The 24083-nt window shown below is 52.1% G+C and carries 27 protein-coding genes, 3 tRNA genes and 1 pseudogene; 10 read left to right on the top strand and 21 right to left on the bottom strand.

All coding sequences use genetic code 11. From position 1 onward, the window contains the following. The 3 genes and pseudogenes from BM373_RS21515 to BM373_RS18445 form a co-directional block, all read right to left on the bottom strand. Positions 1-64, bottom strand: a pseudogene (locus tag BM373_RS21515) (ribosome maturation factor RimP); the annotation flags it as partial. A 208-nt stretch (positions 65-272) separates the two neighbouring features. Next, a tRNA-Met gene (locus tag BM373_RS18450) sits at positions 273-349 on the bottom strand. Between the two features lie 47 nt (positions 350-396). Then, positions 397-473 (bottom strand) — tRNA-Met (locus BM373_RS18445). Between the two features lie 469 nt (positions 474-942). Here BM373_RS18445 and argG point away from each other — a divergent pair. Further along, the gene (argG, locus tag BM373_RS18440; RefSeq protein WP_090464781.1) at positions 943-2289 is read left to right on the top strand and encodes an argininosuccinate synthase; all 1347 of its coding nucleotides are present in this window, start codon (positions 943-945) and stop codon (positions 2287-2289) included. Positions 2290-2408: 119 nt separating this feature from the next. Here argG and BM373_RS18435 read toward each other — a convergent pair. The 6 genes from BM373_RS18435 to rlmE form a co-directional block, all read right to left on the bottom strand. Further along, positions 2409-2495, bottom strand: a tRNA-Leu gene (locus BM373_RS18435). 9 nt (positions 2496-2504) lie between these two features. Beyond that, positions 2505-2837, bottom strand: coding sequence for a preprotein translocase subunit SecG (gene secG, locus BM373_RS18430; protein ID WP_090464778.1), 333 nt, complete (start codon positions 2835-2837; stop codon positions 2505-2507). Positions 2838-3064: 227 nt separating this feature from the next. Continuing rightward, on the bottom strand, positions 3065-4402 hold the full coding sequence (glmM, locus tag BM373_RS18425; RefSeq protein WP_090464776.1) for a phosphoglucosamine mutase: 1338 nt from the start codon (positions 4400-4402) through the stop codon (positions 3065-3067). Continuing rightward, positions 4395-5243, bottom strand: a complete 849-nt coding sequence (gene folP, locus BM373_RS18420; protein WP_090464773.1) for a dihydropteroate synthase — start codon at positions 5241-5243, stop codon at positions 4395-4397. The genes glmM and folP overlap by 8 nt, the downstream gene beginning before the upstream one ends. Before the next feature lie 85 nt (positions 5244-5328). Next, positions 5329-7263, bottom strand: a complete 1935-nt coding sequence (gene ftsH, locus BM373_RS18415) for an ATP-dependent zinc metalloprotease FtsH (protein WP_090464770.1) — start codon at positions 7261-7263, stop codon at positions 5329-5331. Between the two features lie 99 nt (positions 7264-7362). After that, complete coding sequence (gene rlmE / locus BM373_RS18410; RefSeq protein ID WP_090464768.1) at positions 7363-7992, bottom strand: 23S rRNA (uridine(2552)-2'-O)-methyltransferase RlmE; 630 nt, start codon at positions 7990-7992, stop codon at positions 7363-7365. 123 nt (positions 7993-8115) lie between these two features. On the opposite strand from rlmE, the gene yhbY reads away from it, so the two are divergent. Beyond that, on the top strand, positions 8116-8409 hold the full coding sequence (yhbY, locus tag BM373_RS18405) for a ribosome assembly RNA-binding protein YhbY (RefSeq protein ID WP_143102681.1): 294 nt from the start codon (positions 8116-8118) through the stop codon (positions 8407-8409). A gap of 154 nt (positions 8410-8563) precedes the next feature. On the opposite strand, the gene greA is transcribed toward yhbY, so the two are convergent. Continuing rightward, complete coding sequence (gene greA, locus BM373_RS18400) at positions 8564-9040, bottom strand: transcription elongation factor GreA (RefSeq protein ID WP_090464764.1); 477 nt, start codon at positions 9038-9040, stop codon at positions 8564-8566. A gap of 246 nt (positions 9041-9286) precedes the next feature. On the opposite strand from greA, the gene dacB reads away from it, so the two are divergent. Continuing rightward, entirely contained in the window at positions 9287-10720 is a 1434-nt protein-coding gene (gene dacB / locus BM373_RS18395; RefSeq protein ID WP_090464761.1) for a serine-type D-Ala-D-Ala carboxypeptidase, read from the top strand. Positions 10721-10765: 45 nt separating this feature from the next. On the opposite strand, the gene cgtA is transcribed toward dacB, so the two are convergent. From cgtA to rplU, 4 genes are all read right to left on the bottom strand, one after another. Then, positions 10766-11944: an Obg family GTPase CgtA gene (gene cgtA, locus BM373_RS18390; protein WP_090464758.1), complete on the bottom strand. Its 1179-nt coding sequence runs from the start codon at positions 11942-11944 to the stop codon at positions 10766-10768. A gap of 15 nt (positions 11945-11959) precedes the next feature. Next, complete coding sequence (locus BM373_RS18385; RefSeq protein WP_090464755.1) at positions 11960-12925, bottom strand: DMT family transporter; 966 nt, start codon at positions 12923-12925, stop codon at positions 11960-11962. Between the two features lie 93 nt (positions 12926-13018). Then, positions 13019-13276, bottom strand: coding sequence for a 50S ribosomal protein L27 (rpmA, locus tag BM373_RS18380; RefSeq protein WP_002434222.1), 258 nt, complete (start codon positions 13274-13276; stop codon positions 13019-13021). 20 nt (positions 13277-13296) lie between these two features. Continuing rightward, the gene (gene rplU, locus BM373_RS18375) at positions 13297-13608 is read right to left on the bottom strand and encodes a 50S ribosomal protein L21 (protein WP_062774179.1); all 312 of its coding nucleotides are present in this window, start codon (positions 13606-13608) and stop codon (positions 13297-13299) included. A gap of 256 nt (positions 13609-13864) precedes the next feature. Between rplU and ispB the strand changes: the two genes are divergently transcribed. Continuing rightward, entirely contained in the window at positions 13865-14836 is a 972-nt protein-coding gene (gene ispB / locus BM373_RS18370) for an octaprenyl diphosphate synthase (RefSeq protein ID WP_090464752.1), read from the top strand. A gap of 225 nt (positions 14837-15061) precedes the next feature. Further along, entirely contained in the window at positions 15062-15334 is a 273-nt protein-coding gene (sfsB, locus tag BM373_RS18365) for a DNA-binding transcriptional regulator SfsB (protein ID WP_090464749.1), read from the top strand. 78 nt (positions 15335-15412) lie between these two features. On the opposite strand, the gene murA is transcribed toward sfsB, so the two are convergent. The 7 genes from murA to mlaF all read right to left on the bottom strand — a co-directional run bounded on the left by murA (position 15413) and on the right by mlaF (position 20209). Continuing rightward, positions 15413-16672: a UDP-N-acetylglucosamine 1-carboxyvinyltransferase gene (murA, locus tag BM373_RS18360; RefSeq protein WP_090464746.1), complete on the bottom strand. Its 1260-nt coding sequence runs from the start codon at positions 16670-16672 to the stop codon at positions 15413-15415. A 53-nt stretch (positions 16673-16725) separates the two neighbouring features. Further along, the gene (ibaG, locus tag BM373_RS18355) at positions 16726-16980 is read right to left on the bottom strand and encodes a BolA family iron metabolism protein IbaG (protein WP_143102680.1); all 255 of its coding nucleotides are present in this window, start codon (positions 16978-16980) and stop codon (positions 16726-16728) included. Between the two features lie 125 nt (positions 16981-17105). Then, positions 17106-17399, bottom strand: a complete 294-nt coding sequence (mlaB, locus tag BM373_RS18350; RefSeq protein WP_090464741.1) for a lipid asymmetry maintenance protein MlaB — start codon at positions 17397-17399, stop codon at positions 17106-17108. After that, on the bottom strand, positions 17399-18034 hold the full coding sequence (mlaC, locus tag BM373_RS18345; RefSeq protein WP_090464738.1) for a phospholipid-binding protein MlaC: 636 nt from the start codon (positions 18032-18034) through the stop codon (positions 17399-17401). The genes mlaB and mlaC overlap by 1 nt, the downstream gene beginning before the upstream one ends. Positions 18035-18047: 13 nt before the next feature. Beyond that, entirely contained in the window at positions 18048-18602 is a 555-nt protein-coding gene (gene mlaD, locus BM373_RS18340; RefSeq protein ID WP_090464735.1) for an outer membrane lipid asymmetry maintenance protein MlaD, read from the bottom strand. A gap of 4 nt (positions 18603-18606) precedes the next feature. Continuing rightward, complete coding sequence (gene mlaE, locus BM373_RS18335; RefSeq protein WP_090464732.1) at positions 18607-19389, bottom strand: lipid asymmetry maintenance ABC transporter permease subunit MlaE; 783 nt, start codon at positions 19387-19389, stop codon at positions 18607-18609. Between the two features lie 7 nt (positions 19390-19396). Beyond that, a complete protein-coding gene (gene mlaF / locus BM373_RS18330; RefSeq protein ID WP_090464728.1) occupies positions 19397-20209 on the bottom strand; it encodes a phospholipid ABC transporter ATP-binding protein MlaF in 813 nt (270 codons plus the stop codon). A gap of 217 nt (positions 20210-20426) precedes the next feature. On the opposite strand from mlaF, the gene BM373_RS18325 reads away from it, so the two are divergent. The 5 genes from BM373_RS18325 to lptA are packed head-to-tail and all read left to right on the top strand — an operon-like array spanning position 20427 to position 24078. Beyond that, a complete protein-coding gene (locus BM373_RS18325) occupies positions 20427-21404 on the top strand; it encodes a calcium/sodium antiporter (RefSeq protein ID WP_090464725.1) in 978 nt (325 codons plus the stop codon). Positions 21405-21416: 12 nt separating this feature from the next. After that, positions 21417-22403 (top strand): arabinose-5-phosphate isomerase KdsD, encoded by a 987-nt coding sequence (gene kdsD, locus BM373_RS18320; protein ID WP_090464722.1) that lies wholly within the window; start codon positions 21417-21419, stop codon positions 22401-22403. A gap of 13 nt (positions 22404-22416) precedes the next feature. Next, positions 22417-22983 carry a 3-deoxy-manno-octulosonate-8-phosphatase KdsC gene (gene kdsC / locus BM373_RS18315; protein ID WP_090464719.1) on the top strand — a complete coding sequence of 189 codons (567 nt, stop codon included), beginning with the start codon at positions 22417-22419 and terminating at the stop codon, positions 22981-22983. After that, a complete protein-coding gene (gene lptC, locus BM373_RS18310) occupies positions 22980-23555 on the top strand; it encodes an LPS export ABC transporter periplasmic protein LptC (RefSeq protein WP_090464716.1) in 576 nt (191 codons plus the stop codon). The genes kdsC and lptC overlap by 4 nt, the downstream gene beginning before the upstream one ends. Continuing rightward, positions 23524-24078: a lipopolysaccharide ABC transporter substrate-binding protein LptA gene (gene lptA / locus BM373_RS18305; RefSeq protein WP_090464713.1), complete on the top strand. Its 555-nt coding sequence runs from the start codon at positions 23524-23526 to the stop codon at positions 24076-24078. The genes lptC and lptA overlap by 32 nt, the downstream gene beginning before the upstream one ends. Positions 24079-24083: the final 5 nt, after the last annotated feature.

The raw sequence follows: 24083 nt of genomic DNA, 5'->3' as shown, positions 1-24083 counted from the left end.
CATAACCCAGTGCTTCAACTGGTGCCGTGATCATCTCTGTTAATTTTTGCTCTAATGTGGACAAACCCACCCCCAAGACATAAAAAAAGGGCGTAAAGCCCAGTTATTCTGTAGTCAGATAACAAAAAACCCCGATAAATCGGGGCTTTAGATAACTGAACCCTATAGCCGCAAATGCGGCCTGGAGAACCTTCCGAAAGTATTTTTTTCAAATCTAACGATGAAGGCATAAAGTCTCCACAGTATATTTGAAAAAGAACACTAAGGGAAAGTGGTTGCGGGGGCCGGATTTGAACCGACGACCTTCGGGTTATGAGCCCGACGAGCTACCAGGCTGCTCCACCCCGCGTCCGTCTTTACTCTGCTATCGAGTAATCTTTCTTTAATGCACTTAATTGGTTGCGGGGGCCGGATTTGAACCGACGACCTTCGGGTTATGAGCCCGACGAGCTACCAGGCTGCTCCACCCCGCGCCTGAAACGTGGCAAATACTACGCCGATCGTGCAATAAATGCAAGTTAAGACAGGTGTAAACACCGGGAACGACTGGTAAGACGGGCATTATAATCATTTGATTTTATTCATTCAAGTAAAAACCACCGCTTACAGCAATCGGGACGGCATTAAAAGAAAAATACACTCACCGTCATATGCGCCACGCGTTTATTTGAATAGCGCAGCGGAGCAGCCTGTCATCATTTATGAATCTCCTAATCTGTCATCTGTGCCCTGCCACTGAGCATTTTACACAGTTTTTTTAACGTTCTCTTCACTCTTCTCTTTCGGTTGTCGCTAAAAGATGTTTAAATGAAAACTCACTATTTTTGCATAAACATGCAATAGCGAAGAACATCTAAGCAGTGAGTGCTCACTGTGTATGGCATAACATCATGGCGTGGCTGCTAAGTCTCTCACCCAGATATATTAAGCAGGGATTTTTTTATGACGACGATTCTCAAGCATCTTCCGGTTGGACAACGTATTGGCATTGCTTTTTCCGGAGGCCTAGATACCAGCGCAGCCCTGCTGTGGATGCGCCAGAAAGGTGCGGTTCCGTACGCTTACACCGCAAATCTGGGCCAACCCGACGAGGATGACTATGACGCGATCCCTCGCCGTGCTAAGGAATATGGCGCTGAGAATGCTCGCCTGATCGACTGCCGTAAGCAGCTGGTTGCAGAAGGTATTGCGGCTATCCAGTGTGGCGCATTCCACAACACTACCGGCGGTCTGACCTACTTCAATACCACTCCCCTGGGTCGTGCTGTTACCGGCACGATGCTGGTCGCTGCGATGAAAGAAGATGGCGTTAACATCTGGGGTGATGGCAGCACCTATAAAGGCAACGACATTGAACGTTTCTACCGTTACGGTTTGCTGACCAATGCGGAACTGAAAATTTATAAGCCGTGGCTCGATACCGATTTCATTGACGAGCTCGGTGGCCGTCAGGAAATGTCTGAATTTATGATTGCCTGCGGCTTTGATTACAAGATGTCGGTTGAGAAAGCCTACTCCACAGATTCCAACATGCTGGGCGCGACGCACGAAGCCAAAGATCTGGAATTCCTGAACTCCAGCGTGAAAATCGTCAACCCGATCATGGGCGTCAAATTCTGGGACGAGAACGTTAAGATCCCTGCGGAGGAAGTGACTATCCGTTTCGATCGCGGCTACCCCGTTGCGCTGAATGGTAAAACCTTCAGTGATGATGTCGAGCTGATGATGGAAGCAAACCGCATTGGCGGTCGTCACGGTCTGGGCATGAGCGATCAGATTGAAAACCGTATTATTGAAGCGAAGAGCCGTGGCATTTACGAAGCTCCGGGTATGGCGCTACTGCACATTGCTTATGAGCGTTTACTGACAGGTATTCATAACGAAGACACCATTGAGCAATATCACGCCCACGGTCGTCAGTTAGGTAAATTGTTGTATCAGGGTCGCTGGTTCGATCCACAGGCGCTGATGCTGCGTGATGCGCTGCAACGCTGGGTGGCCAGTGCGATTACCGGCGAAGTAACTCTGGAACTGCGCCGTGGTAATGATTATTCCATCCTGAATACCGTGTCTGATAATCTGACCTATCAGGCAGAACGTCTGACGATGGAAAAAGGCGAGTCGGTATTCTCCCCGGACGATCGTATTGGTCAGTTGACGATGCGTAATCTGGACATTACCGACACCCGTGCGAAGTTAATCAACTATGTGGAAACGGGCCTACTTTCCTCTTCTGCCAGCACCGGTTTACCGCAGATGGACAGCCTGGAACATAACGATAAAAAGTAACACCCACTAAAAAGAAAAAGGGCGCATTGAGCGCCCTTTTTTGATCTGGCATTTACCCTTCACCAGGCAAACAACAGACGAAAAAAAAGACATCTTGCGATGTCTTTTTTTCGGAATATTGGTACCGAGGATGGGACTCGAACCCACAAGCCCGTTAGGGCACTACCACCTCAAGGTAGCGTGTCTACCAATTCCACCACCTCGGTACTGAATACTTACTGCGGGATATCGCTGGTCGGCTTAGCCGGAGCAGCTGGCTGAGTTTGCTCAGTCTGTGCTGGTGCGCTCAGATTTTCCCACTCGCTTCCTTTGTTGGTTTTGTTGCTATTAATGTTACCCAACACCAGGCTGATAATGAAGAACAGGGTACCTAATACAGCCGTCATACGGGTCATGAAGTTACCAGAACCACTTGAACCGAACAGCGTAGCAGATGAGCCTGCGCCAAAGGAGGCTCCCATATCAGCGCCTTTACCTTGCTGCAGCATAATCAGACCAACAAGGCCAATTGCCACAATAAGGAAAACAACTAAAAGAGCTTCGTACATAATCAACCTGTTCCTTGCGGGGTTGCCGCGTAACATTAGCTTCTGACCAAAAGCAGGATTAAATTTCTTTTCCCACTGAAGCGGGTGTGAATACTAACCAAAGCGAATGGGCTTCGCAAGGGCAATTTCAGCGCATTGTATCAAGTGCGGAAAAAAACAGCAAAAGCGTGCTGGCGGGCGAGAAAAAAGGCGGCAAATGCCGCCTTTTTAAACACTTAATAAAGCATTTATACCGCTTTTACTGCATCGGCAATGCGAGTCGCAAAGGTCGTTACCTGCGTTTCGTCTTCCCCTTCCACCATCACGCGGATCAGAGGTTCAGTACCTGATTTACGCAGCAACACGCGGCCACGATTACCCAGCGCGGCTTCAACCTCGGCTGTCACTGCTTTGACCGTTTCGTCTTCAAGTGGGTCGCCCTTCCCAGCGGTAAAGCGCACGTTAATCAGAATCTGGGGGAAGAGTTTCATGCCGCTGCACAGATCGTGAAGTGTCATGTGGTTACGCACCATCGCTGCGACAACCTGCAAGCCTGCCACGATGCCGTCACCGGTCGTGGTTTTATCCAGTAACAGGATGTGACCTGAGTTTTCAGCACCGATGCGCCAGCCTTTCTCCTGGAGCTTTTCCAGCACATAACGGTCGCCAACTTTGGCACGTGCAAAAGGAATACCCAGCTGTTTGAGCGCCAGTTCCAGCCCCATGTTGCTCATCAGCGTGCCGACCGCGCCACCGCGCAGTTGCCCCTGCCGCAGGCCTTCACGCGCGATGATATAGAGGATCTGATCGCCATCGACTTTATTACCTTCGTGGTCAACCATAATCACGCGATCGCCATCACCGTCGAAGGCGATACCGATATCCGCTTTTTCCGCTACGACGCGCGCCTGTAACGCACGCACATCCGTCGCGCCCACTTCTTCGTTAATATTGACGCCGTTTGGCTCACAGCCAATCGTAATTACATTTGCACCGAGTTCGCGGAATACATTCGGGGCGATGTGATAGGTTGCGCCGTGCGCGCAGTCCACCACGATCTTCAACGCTTTCAGACTCAGTTCGTTCGGGAACGTCCCTTTACAGAACTCGATATATCGGCCGGCGGCGTCAACGATGCGGCTGGCTTTACCCAGCAGAGCCGAGTCTACGCAGCTGATCTCTTTTTCCAGTTCGGCTTCAATGGCTTCTTCAACCTCATCCGGCAGCTTGGTACCGTCGATAGAGAAGAATTTAATCCCGTTGTCATAAAACGGGTTGTGGGATGCAGAAATGACAATCCCTGCCTCAGCGCGGAAAGTACGCGTCAGGTAAGCCACTGCGGGAGTAGGCATCGGCCCGGTAAAGGACGCGGAAATCCCTGCCGCTGACAGTCCGGCTTCAAGAGCAGACTCCAGCATATAACCTGAGATACGAGTATCTTTACCGATAATGATTTTACGTGAGCCGTGACGGGCCAGTACTTTACCGGCTGCCCAGCCCAGTTTAAGAACGAAATCAGGCGTAATCGGCGCGTCGCCCACGCGACCACGAATACCATCTGTACCAAAATATTTACGATCACTCATAGCGTTTATTTCCCTTCGCTGACAGCGTAGCTTCGACCACTCGCATCGCCTCAACCGTTTCTTTTACATCATGAACACGAATTATATGTGCACCCTGCATCGCCGCAATAACGGCGCACGCCAGGCTGCCGCTCAGGCGCTCCGATGGTCCAACGTTGAGAAGTTGGCCGACCATCGATTTACGTGACATCCCCACCAGCAACGGTAAATCAAACTGATGAAACTCTGACAGACGTGCAAGCAGCGCGTAGTTATGCGACAGATTCTTACCGAAACCGAATCCCGGGTCGAGCAACAATTTTTCTTTTGCGATCCCCGCCTGCTCGCAACGAGCAATATTGTCGATAAAGAAGCGGGTAACGTCAGTAATAACATCATCGTATTTTGGCGCAACCTGCATCGTTTTAGGATCGCCCTGCATATGCATCAGACACACTGGCAGACCGGTTTCAGCCGCCGCAGTCAGCGCGCCAGGCTCTGAGAGTGAGCGAATATCATTAATGATGTGCGCCCCTACCCGTGCCACTTCACGTATCACTTCCGCTTTTGAGGTATCCACCGATATCCACACTTCAAAACGCTGAGCCAGGGCTTCAACGACAGGGACAACACGAGATAATTCTTCCTCAACACTCACGTCAAGCGCGCCAGGGCGGGTAGATTCACCGCCCACATCAATGATGGTTGCGCCAGCATTAATCATCAGGTTGGCGTGTTTCACCGCTTCAACCAGCGTGTTATGTGTACCGCCATCGGAAAACGAGTCTGGCGTTACGTTAAGGATACCCATCACATGTGGATGAGTCAGATCAAGTGAGGATCCCTGAGCAAAAAGCTTCATGAATTATCCCTTTTGACAATGAGGTGAACTGAATAAGAAAAAACCCCGGAGCAAGCTCCAGGGTTTCAGGTTTACAGCGGAAGGCTTATTTGTCGTCAAACTGCTCAGACATGGTATTACCCGGATTCGGCGTACGTGGTTCATCAACCGGACGTGGCGCGCGAGGGGTGCCATTGCTGTTGTCTGAATTACTCGTACCAGGATCTTCCCAACCTGCTGGTGGACGCACATCACGGCGTGCCATCAGATCGTCGATTTGCGGTGCGTCGATGGTTTCATACTTCATCAACGCATCTTTCATCGCGTGCAGAATATCCATGTTTTCATTCAGGATTTCACGAGCACGATTGTAGTTCCGCTCAACGAGAGATTTAACTTCCTGGTCGATGATACGGGCAGTTTCATCAGACATATGTTTCGCTTTTGCCACGGAACGGCCCAGGAATACTTCGCCCTCTTCTTCTGCATACAGCAGCGGACCGAGTTTGTCGGAGAAGCCCCATTGGGTCACCATGTTACGCGCCAGGTTTGTCGCGACTTTAATGTCGTTCGATGCACCGGTAGAGACATGTTCTACGCCGTAGATAATCTCTTCAGCCAGACGGCCACCGTACAGCGTGGAGATTTGGCTCTCCAGCTTCTGACGGCTGGCGCTGATAGCATCGCCTTCCGGCAGGAAGAAGGTCACACCCAGTGCGCGTCCACGCGGAATAATCGTCACTTTATGCACCGGATCGTGTTCCGGTACCAGACGACCGATAATCGCATGGCCTGCTTCATGGTACGCCGTCGATTCTTTCTGCGCTTCCGTCATCACCATGGAGCGACGTTCCGCACCCATCATGATTTTGTCTTTCGCTTTCTCGAACTCAACCATCGAAACAACACGTTTGTTACCACGAGCAGCAAACAGAGCCGCTTCGTTCACCAGGTTCGCCAGATCTGCACCGGAGAAACCAGGGGTACCACGGGCAATGATTGCCGCGTCGATATCTGGAGACAGGGGTACGCGACGCATATGCACTTTCAGGATTTGCTCACGGCCACGCACATCTGGCAGACCGACAACAACCTGACGGTCAAAACGGCCTGGACGCAGCAGCGCCGGGTCAAGCACGTCCGGACGGTTGGTTGCTGCGATAACGATAATACCTTCGTTACCTTCAAAGCCGTCCATTTCAACCAGCATCTGGTTCAGAGTCTGTTCACGCTCGTCGTGACCACCGCCAAGACCTGCACCACGCTGCCGGCCTACGGCGTCGATTTCATCGATAAAGATGATGCACGGTGCGGCTTTTTTAGCTTGCTCGAACATGTCACGCACACGAGATGCACCAACACCCACGAACATTTCTACGAAGTCAGAACCCGAAATCGTGAAGAAGGGAACTTTTGCTTCACCTGCGATGGCTTTCGCCAGCAGCGTTTTACCGGTACCCGGAGGGCCAACCATCAATACGCCTTTCGGAATTTTACCGCCCAGTTTCTGGAAACGGCTCGGTTCACGCAGGTATTCGACCAGTTCACCCACCTCTTCTTTTGCTTCGTCACAACCTGCGACGTCAGCAAAAGTGGTTTTAATCTGATCTTCGGTCAGCATGCGCGCCTTGCTTTTACCGAACGACATGGCACCTTTGCCACCGCCGCCCTGCATCTGGCGCATAAAGAATATCCAGACCCCAATCAACAGCAGCATCGGGAACCAGGAAATAAAGATTGAAGCCAGCAGGCTCGGTTCTTCCGGCGGCTCGCCAACCACTTTGACGTTTTTGGTCAGCAGGTTATCAAGCAGTTTCGGATCGTTAACCGGGATGTAAGTCGTGTAACGGTTACTATCTTTCTTGGTAACGTTGATCTCACGTCCGTTGATACGCGCTTCGCGAACCTGATCCTGGTTGACTTCTTGCAGGAAGGTAGAGTAATCCACCTTACGGCCATTAGACTCGCTGGGCCCAAAGCTCTGGAATACTGACATCAGCACGACGGCAATGACCAGCCAGAGTATTAGGTTTTTCGCCATGTCACTCAAGGGATTAACCTCACATTACAACTGTGTTAAAAACAGCGTCAGGATACTCTATATCCAGTTGCTTTCAAACTTTCGCCTGAAAACAGCCAGTTATGATTTTCGCCCGGTCGCTACAATGTACACTTCACGTGAACGCGCACGCGAAGAGTCCGGCTTACGAACTTTCACCTTCGTAAACAGAGAGCGAATTTCCTTTAGATACTCCTCAAAACCTTCGCCCTGAAACACCTTCACTAAAAAACTACCGCCTGGCGCTAACACATCACGGCACATTTCTAACGCCAGTTCTACCAGATACATGGAGCGGGGGATATCCACCGCCGGTGTCCCACACATATTGGGTGCCATATCGGACATAACAACCTGAACTTTGCTGTCACCAACACGCTCAAGTAACGCTTTCAGCACTAATTCATCACGAAAATCGCCCTGAAGGAAGTCCACACCAACGATGGGATCCATAGGCAAAAGATCGCAAGCGATGATGCGGCCCGAACCACCAATTTGCGTCACCGCATATTGTGACCAGCCACCCGGCGCTGCGCCAAGGTCAACAACCGTCATCCCGGGCTTAAAAAGTTTGTCACTTTGCTGTATTTCATCAAGTTTAAACCAGGCTCGGGAACGTAACCCCTTTTTCTGTGCCTGGAGAACATATTTATCGCTAAAGTGTTCCTGGAGCCAGCGGCTTGAGCTGGCAGAACGCTTTTTACCTGTCATTTAACTTTCCATCTGGGTTCATCGTGAGCCGATGGTGTAAATTTCCACACGGCAATTTGGCGATATAAGGGAGATGGCGGTAGAATGAACCGTTTTCAATCCCAACGTAAGCAAAAATATACGATGAATCTGAGTACTAAACAAAAACAGCACCTGAAAGGTCTGGCACATCCGCTCAAGCCTGTAGTACAGCTTGGCAACAATGGTTTGACCGAAGGGGTACTGGCCGAGATTGAACATGCGTTGCAGCACCATGAACTTATCAAGGTTAAGATCGCTACTGAAGATCGCGAAACTAAGACTTTGATCGTGGAAGCGATTGTACGTGAAACCGGCGCCTGTAACGTACAGGTCATCGGTAAAACGCTGGTACTGTATCGCCCAACTGCAGATCGTAAAATCTCGCTGCCACGGTAAGAATATCCTGAATTGAACACAAAAGCTGTGTAAAACGAGGGGTTTTCTACAAGCAGACGAGCAAAATGCCACGCTCTGTGAGTTGATAAAAGGCCGCTATGCGGCCTTTTTCTTTTCTTTACAATACGTCAACATATTACCTGTTGTAACGTAATTAAAGATATTCCACTTTGATGATTTCGTATTCTACTTCACCGCCAGGTGTGCGAATTACGACAACATCGTCCTGCTCTTTGCCCACCAGACCACGCGCGATAGGCGAATTCACAGAAATCAGATTCTGCTTAAAGTCCGCTTCGTCATCGCCCACGATGCGATATGTCTGCTCTTCATCGTTATCCAGGTTTAAGACGGTAACGGTGCAGCCAAAAATCACGCGGCCATTTTTTGGCATCTTAGAGATATCAATCACCTGCGCATTCGACAGCTTGGCTTCGATATCGGCAATACGGCCTTCGCAGAATCCCTGCTGTTCGCGGGCAGCATGGTATTCAGCATTTTCTTTCAGATCGCCGTGCTCACGCGCATCGGCAATGGCAGCAATGATCTCTGGACGACGTACTGTTTTCAGAAAATCCAGTTCTTCGCGCAATTTCTCAGCGCCACGTAAAGTCATCGGAATAGCTTGCATTTGTTATACCTCTTGAACATTCCTGTAGGGAGCAGTGACCTGCCCCGGCAGCTTAGCCCGCCCGGAAAAGACAAAACGCCGGGCCAGAAGCAAAAGAAAACTGACCCGGAGACGAAGCCCCAGGTCAGAAGCAATTTTTCAATTTGATACGCATTTTACCCTGAAGTTCACTATGGGTCATCGTTTACTTTCCGGTGCGATGCACCGTAGTATGACGGCTTGTTTCCAGGTTGTTAGCGCGAGATTATGCGATTTTCCAGATTTGTCATCGGATTGACCACCAGTATAGCGTTGAATGTCCAGGCCGCGAATGTTGAGGATTACGTCAACCAATTGCCGGACGGTGCGAACCTCGCGCTGATGGTGCAGAAGGTAGGCGCTCAGGCACCGGACATTGAATACCATAGCCAGCAAATGGCTCTGCCCGCCAGTACGCAAAAAGTGATTACCGCGCTTGCCGCCCTGCTGCAACTGGGGCCGGATTACCGCTTCACGACCACGCTGGAAAGCAAAGGCACCGTGGATAACGGCGTGCTAAAAGGGGACCTGACAGCCCGCTTTGGCGGCGATCCGACGCTAAAACGTCAGGATATCCGCAATATGGTGGCCATTCTGAAGAAATCCGGCGTGCAGCAAATCGAAGGCAACGTTCTTATCGATACCTCCGTTTTTGCCAGTCATGATAAAGCCCCCGGCTGGCCGTGGAACGACATGACCCAATGCTTTAGTGCACCGCCCGCAGCGGCAATCATCGATCGTAACTGTTTCTCTATTTCGCTCTACAGTGCGCCCAAAGCCAATGACCTGGCGTTCATCCGCGTGGCTTCCTACTACCCGGTGAATATGTTCAGCCAGGTGCGTACGCTCGCCCGTGGCAGCGCTGAAGGCCAGTACTGCGAACTGGACGTGGTGCCGGGTGATTTAAACCGCTTCACGCTTACAGGCTGTATGACGCAGCGTGCTGACCCATTGCCGCTGGCCTTTGCCATCCAGGATGGCGCAAGCTACGCCGGTGCGATCCTTAAAGATGAATTAAAACAGGCGGGGATTACGTATTCCGGCACGCTGCTACGCCAGACGCTGGTTAATGAACCGGGAACGGTGCTCGCCAGCAAACAGTCCGCGCCGTTGCATGACCTGCTGAAAATCATGCTGAAGAAATCTGACAACATGATCGCCGATACCGTATTCCGCACCATTGGTCACGAGCGCTTTGGCGTGCCGGGCACCTGGCGCGCGGGCGCAGATGCAGTTCGTCAGCTTTTACGTCAGCAGGCGGGCGTTGATTTAGGTAACAGCATTGTCGTCGATGGTTCAGGGCTCTCCCGCCATAATCTGATTTCGCCTGCCACCATGATGCAGGTGCTGCAATATATTGCCCAGCATGATACTGAGCTTAACTTTATCTCTATGCTGCCTCTGGCGGGCTACGACGGGTCGTTGCAGTATCGTGCGGGGCTTCATGCCGCAGGCGTGGATGGCAAAGTGTCAGCAAAGACAGGCTCTCTGCAAGGGGTGTATAACCTGGCGGGCTTTATTACTACCGCAAGCGGTCAGCGTATGGCGTTCGTACAGTATCTTTCCGGCTATGCGGTAGAACCTGCCGATCAGCGTAATCGCCGTATTCCGCTGGTGAGATTTGAAAGCCGCCTGTACAAAGATATTTATCAGAACAACTAATCCAGAAACAAAAACCCCGGCACTTTAGCCGGGGTTCTTTTAAGATTAACGTTTGTAGATGAACTCGACGCCTTCGTCGTCTTCTTCATCCCAGTCGTCATCCCAGTCTTCGTCGTCTTCCGCTTCCACTTCAGCTTCTTCAAGCTGCTGGCGATGGTAATCATCCCACATGAATTCGACTTTCTCAGGCTGCTTCTCTTCTGTCGCGTGAGTAATCGGATTCTCAATGATGAAGGTCATCACATCCCAGCACAGGTCTTTTACGCCCTGCTGGCTTGCCGCAGAAATCAGATAAAACTTCTCTTCCCAGCCCAGAGCTTCGGCGATAGCTTTCGCTTTCTCTTCAGCCTGCGCTTTGTCCATCAGGTCGATCTTGTTAAAGACCAGCCAGCGCGGTTTCGCAGCCAGTTTCTCGCTGTATTTTTCCAGCTCGCCAGTGATGATGCGCGCGTTTTCAACCGGATCGGATCCATCAATCGGATCGATGTCGATCAGGTGCAACAGGACGCGGCAACGCTCAAGGTGCTTCAGGAAGCGAATACCCAGACCGGCACCTTCCGCAGCGCCTTCGATAAGGCCGGGAATGTCAGCGACCACGAAGCTCTTTTCGTTATCCATACGCACCACGCCCAGGCTTGGCACCAGGGTGGTAAACGGATAATCCGCAACTTTCGGCTTCGCCGCAGATACTGCGCGGATAAAGGTCGATTTACCGGCATTTGGCATACCCAGCATACCGACATCAGCCAGCAGCATCAGTTCCAGTTGCAGGTCGCGCTTCTCGCCAGGCGTACCCATCGTCTTCTGACGCGGAGTACGGTTAACGGAAGATTTAAAACGGGTGTTGCCGAGGCCGTGCCAGCCGCCTTTCGCCACCATCAGGCGCTGACCATGTTTGGTCATATCGCCCATGTTTTCGCCCGTACCCTGATCGATAACACGGGTACCGATCGGCACTTTAACGCTGATATCTTTGCCGCGTTTCCCGGTGCAATCACGGCTCTGACCATTCTGACCACGCTCAGCGCGGAAAGACTTTTCAAAGCGGTAGTCAATCAGGGTATTCAGGTTTTCATCCGCTTCCAGCCAGACGTCACCGCCATCACCACCGTCACCACCATCAGGGCCGCCACGTGGGATGTATTTTTCACGGCGGAAGCTTACGCAGCCATTACCACCGTCACCTGCCACGACCAGAATCGTAGCTTCATCAACAAACTTCATTTTACTCTCCGTTACTCATTCGCCTGAGCGGGGTAAAGTGACAACCACTTCACGCTTGCGCAAGCCACCCCAAAGGCGATGACCAATGGCGGAATACATTGCGCCCGCAACCACGACAAACGCACCGAGATAACCCATAAGGTTTAACATCGGTCTGGCGAAGAAATCGGGCCAGGCCTGTGATAATAAATCTGAAAATAACAACGTAAACAGCGGAGTAAGCGTGATTAATGCGCTTACTTGTGCGGCTTGCCAGCGCGCCATTGCCTCGGCCAGCGCGCCGTAACCCACCAGTGTATTCAGGCCGCAAAACAGCAGGCAGGCCAATTGCCACTGGCTTAACTGAACAACTACCGCAGGCTTCGCCAGCGGCAAGAGCGCCACTGTACACAAAGTGTACAGCAAAAAGAGGATCTGCTGTGAAGCAAGGCGACGCAATAACACCTTTTGTGCGACGCCATAGCTTACCCAGACCGTGGCCGCTCCCACGCCGAAGATCACACCCCAGGTGTAATCGGTCAGTCTGGTAAAGATCTCCACCAGGCTGGTGTTAAAAAACATCACCAGCCCGCAGAGCAGCATGATCGCCCCAATGACCTGCGTACCGCGCATTTTCTCCTTCAGGATAAACACGCTCGCGATCATCATGCCCACCGGTGAGAGTTGTCCAATCACCTGTGACGCCGTTGGGGTCAAATATTGCAGGGAAGAGCTAAAGAGGATGAAGTTTCCGAACAGGCCGCCAGTGGCGATAGCAAGTAACACTAGCCAACGACGATGACGAAAAATGCGCATCGGCGGCAGCTTGCCTTTCATGGCCAATATCAATCCCAGGCCAATAGACGCCATTAAAAAGCGATAGAACACGATTGTCGGCGGTTCCATCACTTCCAGCACCTGCTTCATTGCAATAGGCAATGCACCCCAGCACATAGCTGTCGTGAGTGCCAAAAGAATACCAATGCCTGCCTGCTGCTTCATGCCCGTTCCCTACAAGAGATTTTCCGGACTTCTAATGTAAAAAGCCCCGCAACGTGTTGCGGGGCTTTCATCCGTTACCGGGACGCGAAAAACTTATTCAGCAACGATGCTGATGAATTTACGGTTTTTCGGGCCTTTAACTTCGAACTTAACTTTACCGTCAGTCAAAGCGAACAGAGTGTGGTCACGGCCGCAACCAACGTTGGTGCCAGCGTGGAATTTGGTACCACGTTGACGAACGATGATGCTACCTGCCAGAACTGCTTCACCGCCGAAGCGTTTTACGCCCAGACGTTTAGCTTCTGAATCGCGACCGTTACGAGTTGAGCCGCCAGCCTTTTTGTGTGCCATTTAAATCTGCTCCCCTAGTCTTAAGCGCTGATGCCAGTAATTTTAACATCAGTGAACCACTGACGATGGCCTTGCTGCTTACGATAGTGTTTACGACGACGAAACTTAACGATTTTAACTTTCTCGCCACGACCGTGAGCAACAACTTCAGCTTTGATAACGCCGCCATCAACGAAAGGAACGCCGATTTTGACTTCTTCACCGTTTGCGATCATCAGAACTTCAGCGAACTCAATGCTTTCGCCAGTTGCGATGTCCAGCTTTTCCAGGCGAATGGTCTGACCTTCGCTTACTCGGTGTTGTTTACCACCACTTTGGAAAACCGCGTACATAAAAAACTCCGCTTCCGCGCACCTTTTGTGTGATTCAGAGTGCGCTATAAATATTCACAATAGGGCGCGAATATTACGCAAAACGCGAAGCTTTGACAAGTGTGATCGTCAATACACGAAGAAAAAAAACACAACGTGTACGGTAACGTTTATCTGGCGTGTTTTTTCAGTACAATCAACAATACTATCTAACCCGTAACCCTTCGTTATCCCATTTTGATATGTGGTAAACAGGACATAAAGCCCGGCTTTAGCGATGAATTTAGAAAAAATCAATGAGTTAACCGCGCAAGACATGGCGGGTGTGAATCAGACCATCCTGCAACAGCTCGATTCCGATGTTCAGTTGATTAACCAACTGGGCTATTACATCGTCAGCGGCGGCGGTAAACGCATCCGCCCAATGATTGCCGTGCTGGCTGCACGAGCAGTGGGTTACGAAGGAAATGCGCATGTCACTATCGCGGCCTTAATCGAATTTATCCACACCGCGACACTTTTGCATGACGATGTCGTGGATGAATCGGACATGCGCCGCGGCAAAGCGACGGCTAACGCTGCCTTTGGCAATGCGGCAAGTGTACTGGTCGGTGATTTCATCTACACCCGCTCTTTCCAGATGATGACCCGTTTAGGCTCCCTCAAAGTGCTGGAAGTGATGTCCGAAGCCGTAAACGTCATTGCAGAAGGTGAAGTGCTGCAACTGATGAACGTCAACGACCCGAACATCACTGAAGAAAACTACATGCGCGTGATTTACAGCAAAACGGCGCGTCTGTTTGAAGCGGCGGCGCAATGTTCCGGCATTCTGGCAAACTGTACCGATGCACAGGAAAAAGGCCTTCAGGACTACGGACGGTACTTGGGCACGGCATTCCAGCTCATTGACGATCTGCTGGATTACAGCGCCGACGGCGAAACGCTGGGTAAAAACGTCGGTGACGACCTTAATGAAGGCAAACCGACGCTGCCTCTGCTGCATGCAATGCGTAACGGCACGCCCGTCCAGGCACAAATGATCCGCGAAGCCATTGAGCAAGGCAACGGTCGTCATCTTCTGGAACCTGTTCTGGAAGCGATGGCCGATTGTGGTTCGCTGGGATGGACGCGTCAGCGTGCGGAAGAAGAAGCGGACAAAGCCATTGCCGCGCTCCAGGTTTTACCTGACACCCCATGGCGCGATGCACTCATTGCGCTGGCACATATTGCCGTTCAGCGCGATCGCTAACCTCCCCGATCTTTCCGTGCCAAGCGCGGAAAGATTCCAGTAAATTCCTGTTATCCTTTTATTATCTGCCTGATAATTCCTGTATATCTGCAAGAAGATATTAATGAATTCTTAATTTAGCCTTCACTTACAGGAACTTTTTAGAACAACACTTCTGACGTAGTATAGTGGTCACGCAGCGTCATTTCAGATGGCGTTCTGCGCACTTCACTACAGGGAGGAATGATGGAACGTAAGTTTATCGACTGGCACTCTGCCGATATCATTGCCGGACTGCGTAAAAGAGGGACATCGCTGGCGGCAGAATCGCGCAAGAATGGATTAAGCTCATCAACGCTTGCGAATGCCTTAACGCGCTCATGGCCTAAAGGAGAGTTGATCATCGCGAAAGCGCTGGACACCGATCCATGGATTATCTGGCCGTCACGTTACCACGATCCGGTCACCCATGAGTTTATCGACCGTTCAAGCATGATCCGTCAGCCGAAACAGAAGTAGTCCCCTGCAACGCTGCACTGGCATCAGAGCAGCAACCCCCTTGTCATTGCGACAGGGGGCTGCCGAATCAGCAAGATATTACTCGCCTTTTACACGCTCAATATTGGCACCCAGCGCACGCAGTTTATCTTCGATACGCTCGTAGCCACGATCGATATGGTAAATACGATCGACAATGGTTGTGCCTTCAGCAATACAACCCGCCAGCACCAGGCTTGCAGATGCACGCAAATCGGTCGCCATTACCTGCGCGCCAGACAGCGTCTCAACGCCGTGGCAAATCGCGGTATTGCTCTCGATTTCTGCATGCGCGCCCATACGGATCAGTTCCGGGATGTGCATGAAGCGATTTTCAAAGATCGTTTCGATAATCACGCCAGTCCCTTCGGCTACCAGGTTCAGCAGAGTAAACTGCGCCTGCATATCGGTCGGGAAAGCCGGATGCGGTGCGGTACGCACGTTGACTGCTTTCGGACGCTTGCCGTGCATGTCGAGACTGATCCAGTCTTCACCCACTTCAATATCCGCGCCAGCTTCACGCAGCTTCGCCAGCACGGCGTCCAGGGTATCTGGCTGCGCATTGCGGCAGACGATTTTCCCGCCGGAAATGGCCGCAGCGACCAGGAAAGTCCCGGTTTCGATACGATCGGGCAGGACGCTGTACACACCGCCACCCAGACGTTCAACGCCTTCGATGGTGATTTTATCCGTACCCATGCCGGTGATTTTCGCGCCCAGCGTATTCAGGAAGTTCGCCGTATCGACGATTTCCGGCTCACGGGCGGCGTTTTCAATAATGGTGGTACCGGTCGCCAGCGTTGCCGCGGACATGATGGTCACGGTTGCGCCCACGCTGACTTTATCCATGACGATGTGCGCCCCTTTCAGGCGTCCATCGACAGAGGCTTTCACGTAACCCTCTTCCAGTTTGATCTGTGCACCAAGCTGCTCAAGACCGGCAATGTGCAGATCGACCGGACGCGCGCCAATGGCGCAACCGCCCGGCAGCGAAACCTGTCCCTGACCAAAACGCGCCACCAGCGGGCCAAGCGCCCAGATAGAGGCACGCATGGTTTTTACCAGCTCATACGGTGCACAGAAAATATTAACGTCGCTCGCGTCGATCCACACGGAACCATTGCGATCCACTTTGGTACCCAACTGGCTGAGTAACTTCATGGTGGTATCAATATCTTTCAGCTTCGGAACGTTACGAATTTCGACAGGCTCTTCTGCCAGCAGGGCGGCAAAAAGGATCGGCAGGGCCGCATTTTTTGCGCCGGAAATTGTCACCTCGCCCTGAAGCCGGGTTGGCCCCTGTACACGAAACTTATCCATTAATCTGATCTCTGTTAAGAATTCATAAGTACTGTCGGTGGATCACCGGCAGCTCAAAAACCGTTGAGTTTACGATCGCGCGCCCACTCTGCGGGCGTAAAGGCTTTGATCGAGACGGCGTGGATGCGGTTATCCGCAATGTATTCCATCAGCGGGCCATAGACAGCTTGCTGCTTCTTGACCCGGCTCATGCCGTCAAACACTTCACCCACAGCGATAACCTGAAAGTGACTGCCATCGCCTGTGACGTGGGCTTCCTGGAGAGAAAGTGCATTTACCAGCACGTTCTGAATTTCATGATTTTCCATGGGCTCTACTATTGTCTGATAATGAAAACAGTCCAACATCTTAGTGGAAAGTGGCGCTGTCTGAAATAACAAAAAGCCTCGCTATGAAATCATGCGAGGCTTTGGTTAGTAACGTACTGAAAATATTAGTGTGGCAATGCGTTGGCGGGCAAATTATAGAGCTGCGCCAGGGTCACTACTTTGTCGCTGACCCCTGCAAGCGTCACAGACTGGCCTTGCTGACCTGCCTCTGCAATTAAATGTACCAGCAACGCGACGCCTGCGGTATCAACCCGTGACAGCGCGGAAAGGTCGATTACGCTCACACCCTGCATCGCCTGAACGCGTGATTCCCAAAGCGGATTAAGCACATCCTGATCCAGTTCACCCTGCAGGGAGAGGCGCTCGCCTTCACGCGTCCACGTTAGCTGCTGCGTCATTATTTCTTCTCTTGCAGCGTGATTTTCTGCGCAGAGATGGATTTCAGTTGCGCCGTCAGGCCGTCAACGCCTTTTGTACGCAGCAGATCGCTCCATTCGTTTTGTTTGGTGGTGATCATGCTGACACCTTCAGCAATCATGTCATAAGCCTGCCAGTTACCTGACTGGGTATTCTTACGCCACTGGAAGTCCAGGCGTACCGGCGGGCGGCCGTTCGGATCGATGATGGTCACGCGAATCGGAACGATTGACGCATCGCCCAGCGGTTTTTCCGGGGCAATCTGGTAGCTCTGACCGTTGTACATTGCCAGCGCCTGGCCGTAAGCCTGTTTCAGATATTCGCGGAACGCCGCAAAGTAAGCCTCGCGCTGCGCAGGCGTTGCTTCTTTGTAGTAGCGACCCAGTACCAGCGCACCGGCGTATTTCACCTGCACATAAGGCAGCAGTTCCTGATCGACAATGTCACGCAGATAATCCGGGTTAGAACGGATTTTCGGCTGCTCATTCTTAAGGCGATCGAAGGTTTTTTTCGCCGCTTCCTGCATCTGTACGTAAGGGTTAGTCTGGTCTGCCGCCATCGCAGCACTCAGTGGCGCAATGACCAGCATAGCTACCATCAAAAGTCGTTTGAACATGCGTTAATTCTCCTCAAGGATTCGTCTGGCCAGCAGGCGATGTCGTTTCAGTATTAGCAGACGCTGGTGCTGCCGCATCGTCAGAACTCTTATTGTCGCCACCTTTACTGTTGTAAAGGAATTGTCCGATCAGGTCTTCAAGCACAATCGCGGACTTGGTGTCCTGAAGCGTGCTGCCTTCTTTAAGCATAGAGGTTCCCAGCTCCGGGTCGTCAAAACCGACGTTCAGCGCCAGATATTGCTCACCTAACAGACCAGACGTGCGGATCGCCAGCGAGCTGGTATCCGGGATCTGGTTATAGCGCTCTTCGATATCCAGCGCCACGCGGGGTAAATAGGTTTTCTGATCGAGGGAAATATCCGCTACGCGCCCAACCACCACACCGCCGATACGCACCGGCGAATGTGCTTTCAGGCCACCGATATTATCGAAGGTGGCATAGATACGGTACGTCGGCTCACTGCGCATCGACGCAACATCAGCCGCCTTCAGGCAAATAAACAGCGCTGCCAGCATCGCCACCAGCAAAAAGATACCAACCCAGATTTCACTCTTTTTCGTTTGCATGAACTCAATTCCCAAACATCAGTGCGGTGAGCACAAAATCAAGACCCAATACGGTCAGCGATGAATGCACAACGGTACGTGTAGTTGCCCGGCTAATCCCTGCTGAAGTCGGAATCGCATCGTAGCCATTAAATAAGGCAATCCATGTTACCGACACGGCGAACACCACACTCTTAATCAGACAGTTCACAAGATCCCTGCGCCAGTCGACGGCATTTTGCATCGCCGTCCAGAAGAAGCCTGCATCAATGCCTTTCCAGTTAACACCAACCAGCGAGCCGCCCCAGATCCCCACCGCCACAAAGATGACCGTTAACAGCGGCAAAGAGATGACGCCCGCCCAGAAGCGCGGTGAAATAACCCGACGCAGCGGATCGACAGCCATCATTTCCATACTGGAAAGTTGTTCAGTCGCGCGCATCAGGCCGATTTCAGCCGTCAGCGCCGACCCTGCCCGTCCGGCAAACAACAGCGCGGCCACCACCGGCCCCAGCTCGCGCAGCAGCGAAAGCGCCACCAGCATACCGAGACCCGTTTCCGCGCTGTAGGTGGTGAGCACCAGATATCCTTGCAACCCCAGCACCATACCGATGAACACACCGGACACAATGATGATCAGCATCGACAGCACGCCCACGTTATAAAGCTGGCGAACCAGCAATGGCGCGTGCTTGCGAAACTCGGGTTTACCGACCAGCGCATTGAATAACATCAACCCGGCGCGCCCAAACGTGGCGATCGTTTTGATCCCACGATGTCCAAGCGATGCCAGTGCATTTAACAGCATGAGTGGCTTAACTCCCTGTTCCTAATAAATCGTGAAGATAGTCGCCAGCGGGATAACGGAAAGGAACCGGGCCATCAGCAATGCCATCAAGGAACTGACGCACTCTGAGGTCTGAATTTTCCTGTAATCCCTGCGCGCTACCATGGGCGACAATTTTTTTATCCGCCACGATATACGCGTAATCCGCGATACTCAGCACTTCCGGTACGTCATGCGAAACCACAATGCATGTGACGCCCAGCGCGCTGTTCAGTTCTGAAATGAGCTTCACCAGCACACCCATGGTGATGGGATCCTGCCCGACGAAAGGCTCATCAAACATGATCAAGTCAGGTTCCAGCGCGATCGCCCGCGCCAGGGCCGCACGCCGCGCCATACCGCCAGAGAGTTCCGACGGCATCAGTTTAGCCGCCCCACGTAAACCCACCGCTTCCAGCTTCATCATCACCGTACTTTTCAGCAGCGGTGCGGGCAGGTGTGTATGCTCACGTAGCGGATAAGCCACGTTTTCAAACACATTCATGTCTGTAAACAGCGCGCCCGACTGGAACAACATGCTCATTCTTTTACGCACGGTATAGAGCCGTGAACGGGACATTTCCGGCACGTTTTCGCCATCGAACAGGATTTCACCAGAATCCGGCGGGATTTGACCGCCAATCAGACGAAGCAAGGTTGTCTTGCCAATCCCTGACGGCCCCATGATCGCGGTGATCTTACCGCGCGGCACCGTTAGTGAAATATTATCAAAAATACTCCGGCTGCCACGGGAGAAGCTGACGCCGCGAACATCGACTAAATTCGCCACATTCTGGCTCATTCACTCATCCTTTTAGCCTTATCAGGTGTAAGCATGGCGCGTGTCTGCGCCACAAACCCAATATTTTTACAGAATATTACCTGCTTGAGTTAGCGAAAGCTGGCATTTGTTTTACTTTTAAGCCGCATAAAGTCAAAATCATAGGCTCGCTGCGCCCATAGGATCTGAAACGATCCTTCACGCGGACTGGCGATTATACCTGAAGAAAGGACTTTAGATGCTTTTAGCCACGGCGCTGTTAATAATTGGTTTACTTTTGGTGGTCTACAGTGCCGATCGTCTGGTGTTTGCCGCGTCTATTCTCTGTCGCAGTCTGGGGATCCCGCCGCTGATCATTGGCATGACGGTGGTGAGTATCGGCACTTCCCTGCCGGAAATCATTGTCTCCGCCGCCGCCTCCATGCATGGGCAGATCGATCTCGCTATCGGGACGGCGATCGGATCCAACATTGTTAACATTCTGCTGATCCTTGGTCTTGCCGCCCTGCTTCATCCATTTACCGTGCATTCTGATATTCTGCGCCGTGAATTGCCGCTAATGTTAATTGTGAGCCTGCTGGCAGGCAGCGTGCTGTATGACGGCGAGTTAACCCGTCTGGACGGCCTCTTTTTATTGCTGCTGGCGGTGATGTGGCTGCTGTTCATTGTTAAAATCGCCCGCCTGGCTGAACGTCAGGGTAATGATAGCCTGACCCGCGAACAACTGGCTGAACTTCCCAGGGAAGGCAGTTTGTCGGTCGCTTTTTTATGGCTTGGCGTGGCGCTGATTATTATGCCGATGGCCACCCGCATGGTGGTGGATAACGCCACGGTGCTGGCGAATTTCTTTGAGATGAGTGAACTGACCATTGGGCTGACCGTCATCGCGATTGGCACCAGCCTGCCGGAACTGGCGACCGCCATTGCCGGTACGCGAAAAGGCGAAGATGACATCGCCATCGGCAACATTATCGGTTCAAACATCTTTAACATTGCCTTCGTTCTTGGCCTGCCCGCGCTGATTGCGCCGGGAGCGTTTAATCCACTGGCCTTTACCCGCGATTATGGTGTGATGCTGGTGGTCAGCGTGATTTTCGCCCTCCTGTGCTGGCGGCGTAAACGTGAAACGGGTAAAGGCGCGGGGCTGCTGTTGATAAGCGGGTTTTTCATCTGGATGGCGATGCTGTACTGGCTATCGCCGTTTTTCACTGGTTAATCGGAATTGCATATGTCGCAGATAGATTTGCCGCCGGGCTTTGACTTTCAGCAAGCAGGCAAAGATGTGCTGGAAATTGAACGTGAAGGCCTGGCTCATCTCGACCAGTACATCAATCAGGATTTCAACGAAGCCTGTGAGAAGTTATTTTATTGCACCGGGAAAATCGTGGTGATGGGAATGGGCAAGTCAGGTCATATCGGCAGAAAAATGGCCGCGACCTTTGCCAGTACCGGCACCCCGTCGTTCTTTGTGCATCCGGGCGAAGCCGCGCACGGCGATCTCGGTATGGTAAGCCCACAGGATATCGTGATTGCCCTGTCGAACTCCGGCGAATCCAACGAGATTCTGGCGCTGATCCCGGTGTTAAAGCGCCTTCAGGTCCCACTTATCTGTGTCACCAGTCGGCCTGAAAGCAGTATGGCGCGGGCGGCGGATATTCATTTATGCGTTAAAGTACCGCGTGAAGCGTGCCCGCTGGGACTGGCTCCCACTTCCAGCACCACCGCCGCGCTGGTGATGGGCGATGCCCTTGCCGTTGCGCTGCTGAAAGCCCGCGGTTTTACGGCCGAAGATTTTGCGCTCTCCCATCCGGGTGGTGCGCTGGGCCGTAAACTGCTGTTGCGCGTGAATGACATCATGCATACCGGGGATGAGATCCCGCACGTCAGCAAAGAAGCCTCTCTACGCGACGCGTTGCTGGAAATTACACGCAAAAATCTCGGTATGACGGTCATTTGCGATGATCTGATGAAAATTGAAGGCATCTTTACCGACGGGGATTTACGTCGTGTATTTGATATGGGTGCCGATGTCCGCAGCCTCGACATTGCGGATGTTATGACGCCGGGCGGGGTTCGCGTCCGCTCGGGAACGCTGGCGGTCGAGGCGCTGAATTTGATGCAGTCCCGGCATATTACGGTGGTTATGGTTGCCGATGGCGACCAGTTGCTGGGTGTGGTACATATGCATGATCTCCTGCGCGCAGGCGTAGTGTAATAAGGATAAGAGAATGAGTAATGCTGGTGCGTCACTGACAACCTGCTACGGGCCGGTCAGTACGCAAGTCATGGCAAAGGCGGAAAAAATTCGCCTGCTGATCCTCGATGTCGATGGTGTGATGTCGGACGGATTAATTTTTATGGGCAACAATGGCGAAGAGCTGAAAGCGTTCAACGTCCGCGATGGTTATGGCATTCGTTGTGCGCTGACCTCGGGAATTGAGGTTGCCATTATTACCGGGCGTAAGGCTAAACTGTTAGAAGACCGATGCGCGACGCTGGGCATTACCCATCTGTACCAGGGCCAGTCCGATAAACGCATTGCTTTTAAAGAAGTACTGGCAAATCTTGCCGTCTCAGCGGAGGAAGTCGCTTATATTGGTGACGACCTGATTGACTGGCCGGTGATGGCGGATGTCGGACTGAGTGTCGCCGTGGCAGACGCACATCCAATGCTTATCCCGCGTGCCGATTACGTCACTTATATTAACGGCGGTCGTGGGGCCGTTCGTGAAGTCTGCGACCTGCTGCTACTGGCGCAGGGCAAACTTGAAGAGGCCATAGGGCAATCGATATGAGTAAAACCAGACGTTGGGTTATCATTCTGCTGTCGCTGGCGATACTCGTGCTGATTGGCGTTAACCTTGCAGACAGAGATGACACTGAGCAGGTCGTCGTTAACAACAATGAGCCGACTTACCGCAGCGAGCACACCGATACGGTCGTTTACAGTCCGGAAGGAGCGCTGAATTACCGCCTTATCGCGCAGCACGTGGAGTATTTCTCCGAAGAGGCGTTGTCATGGTTCACACAGCCCGTACTGACAACGTTTGATAAAGATAAAGTCCCGACGTGGTCAATTAAATCGGACAAAGCCAAGCTGACCGATGACCGGATGCTTTATCTTTATGGGCACGTTGAGGTTAATGCCCTGACAGCAGACTCTCAACTGCGAAAAATTACGACGGATAACGCCCAGATTAACCTGATCACGCAGGATGTGACGTCAAACGATCTGGTCACGTTATACGGTACGACATTTAATTCCAGCGGCCTAAAAATGCGCGGCAACTTACGCAGCAAAAACGCAGAGCTGATTGAAAAGGTTAGATCCTCATATGAAATTCAAAACAAACAAACTCAGCCTTAAACTTGTGCTTGCCAGCACCCTTCTGGCCGCCAGCCTTCCCGCGCTTGCTTTGACGGGTGATACCGATCAGCCGATCCACATTGAGTCCGACCAGCAATCGCTGGATATGCAGGGCAACGTGGTGACCTTCACCGGCAACGTCGTGGTGACCCAGGGGACGATCAAGATTAATGCCGACAAAGTCGTCGTGACCCGTCCTGGCGGTCAGGAAGGTAAAGAAGTGATTGATGGCTTTGGTAAGCCCGCCACCTTCTACCAGATGCAGGACAGCGGCAAACCGGTACAGGGCCATGCCTCGCAGTTGCATTACGAACTGCAAAACGATTTTGTGGTACTGACCGGCGACGCTTTCCTGGAACAGCTCGACAGCAACATCAAGGGTGACAAGATCACCTATCTGGTAAAAGAGCAAAAAATGCAGGCCTACAGCGAGAAAGGCAAGCGCGTGACGACCGTTCTGGTGCCTTCGCAGTTGCAGGACAAAAACAAGACCCCCGCTCCGGCACAAAAAAAGAGTAACTGATTCGT

Origin of the sequence: Enterobacter sp. kpr-6, from assembly GCF_900116015.1 — a bacterium.
Classification (GTDB): domain Bacteria; phylum Pseudomonadota; class Gammaproteobacteria; order Enterobacterales; family Enterobacteriaceae; genus Enterobacter_D.
This window is presented reverse-complemented; position numbering and strand designations above follow the sequence as displayed.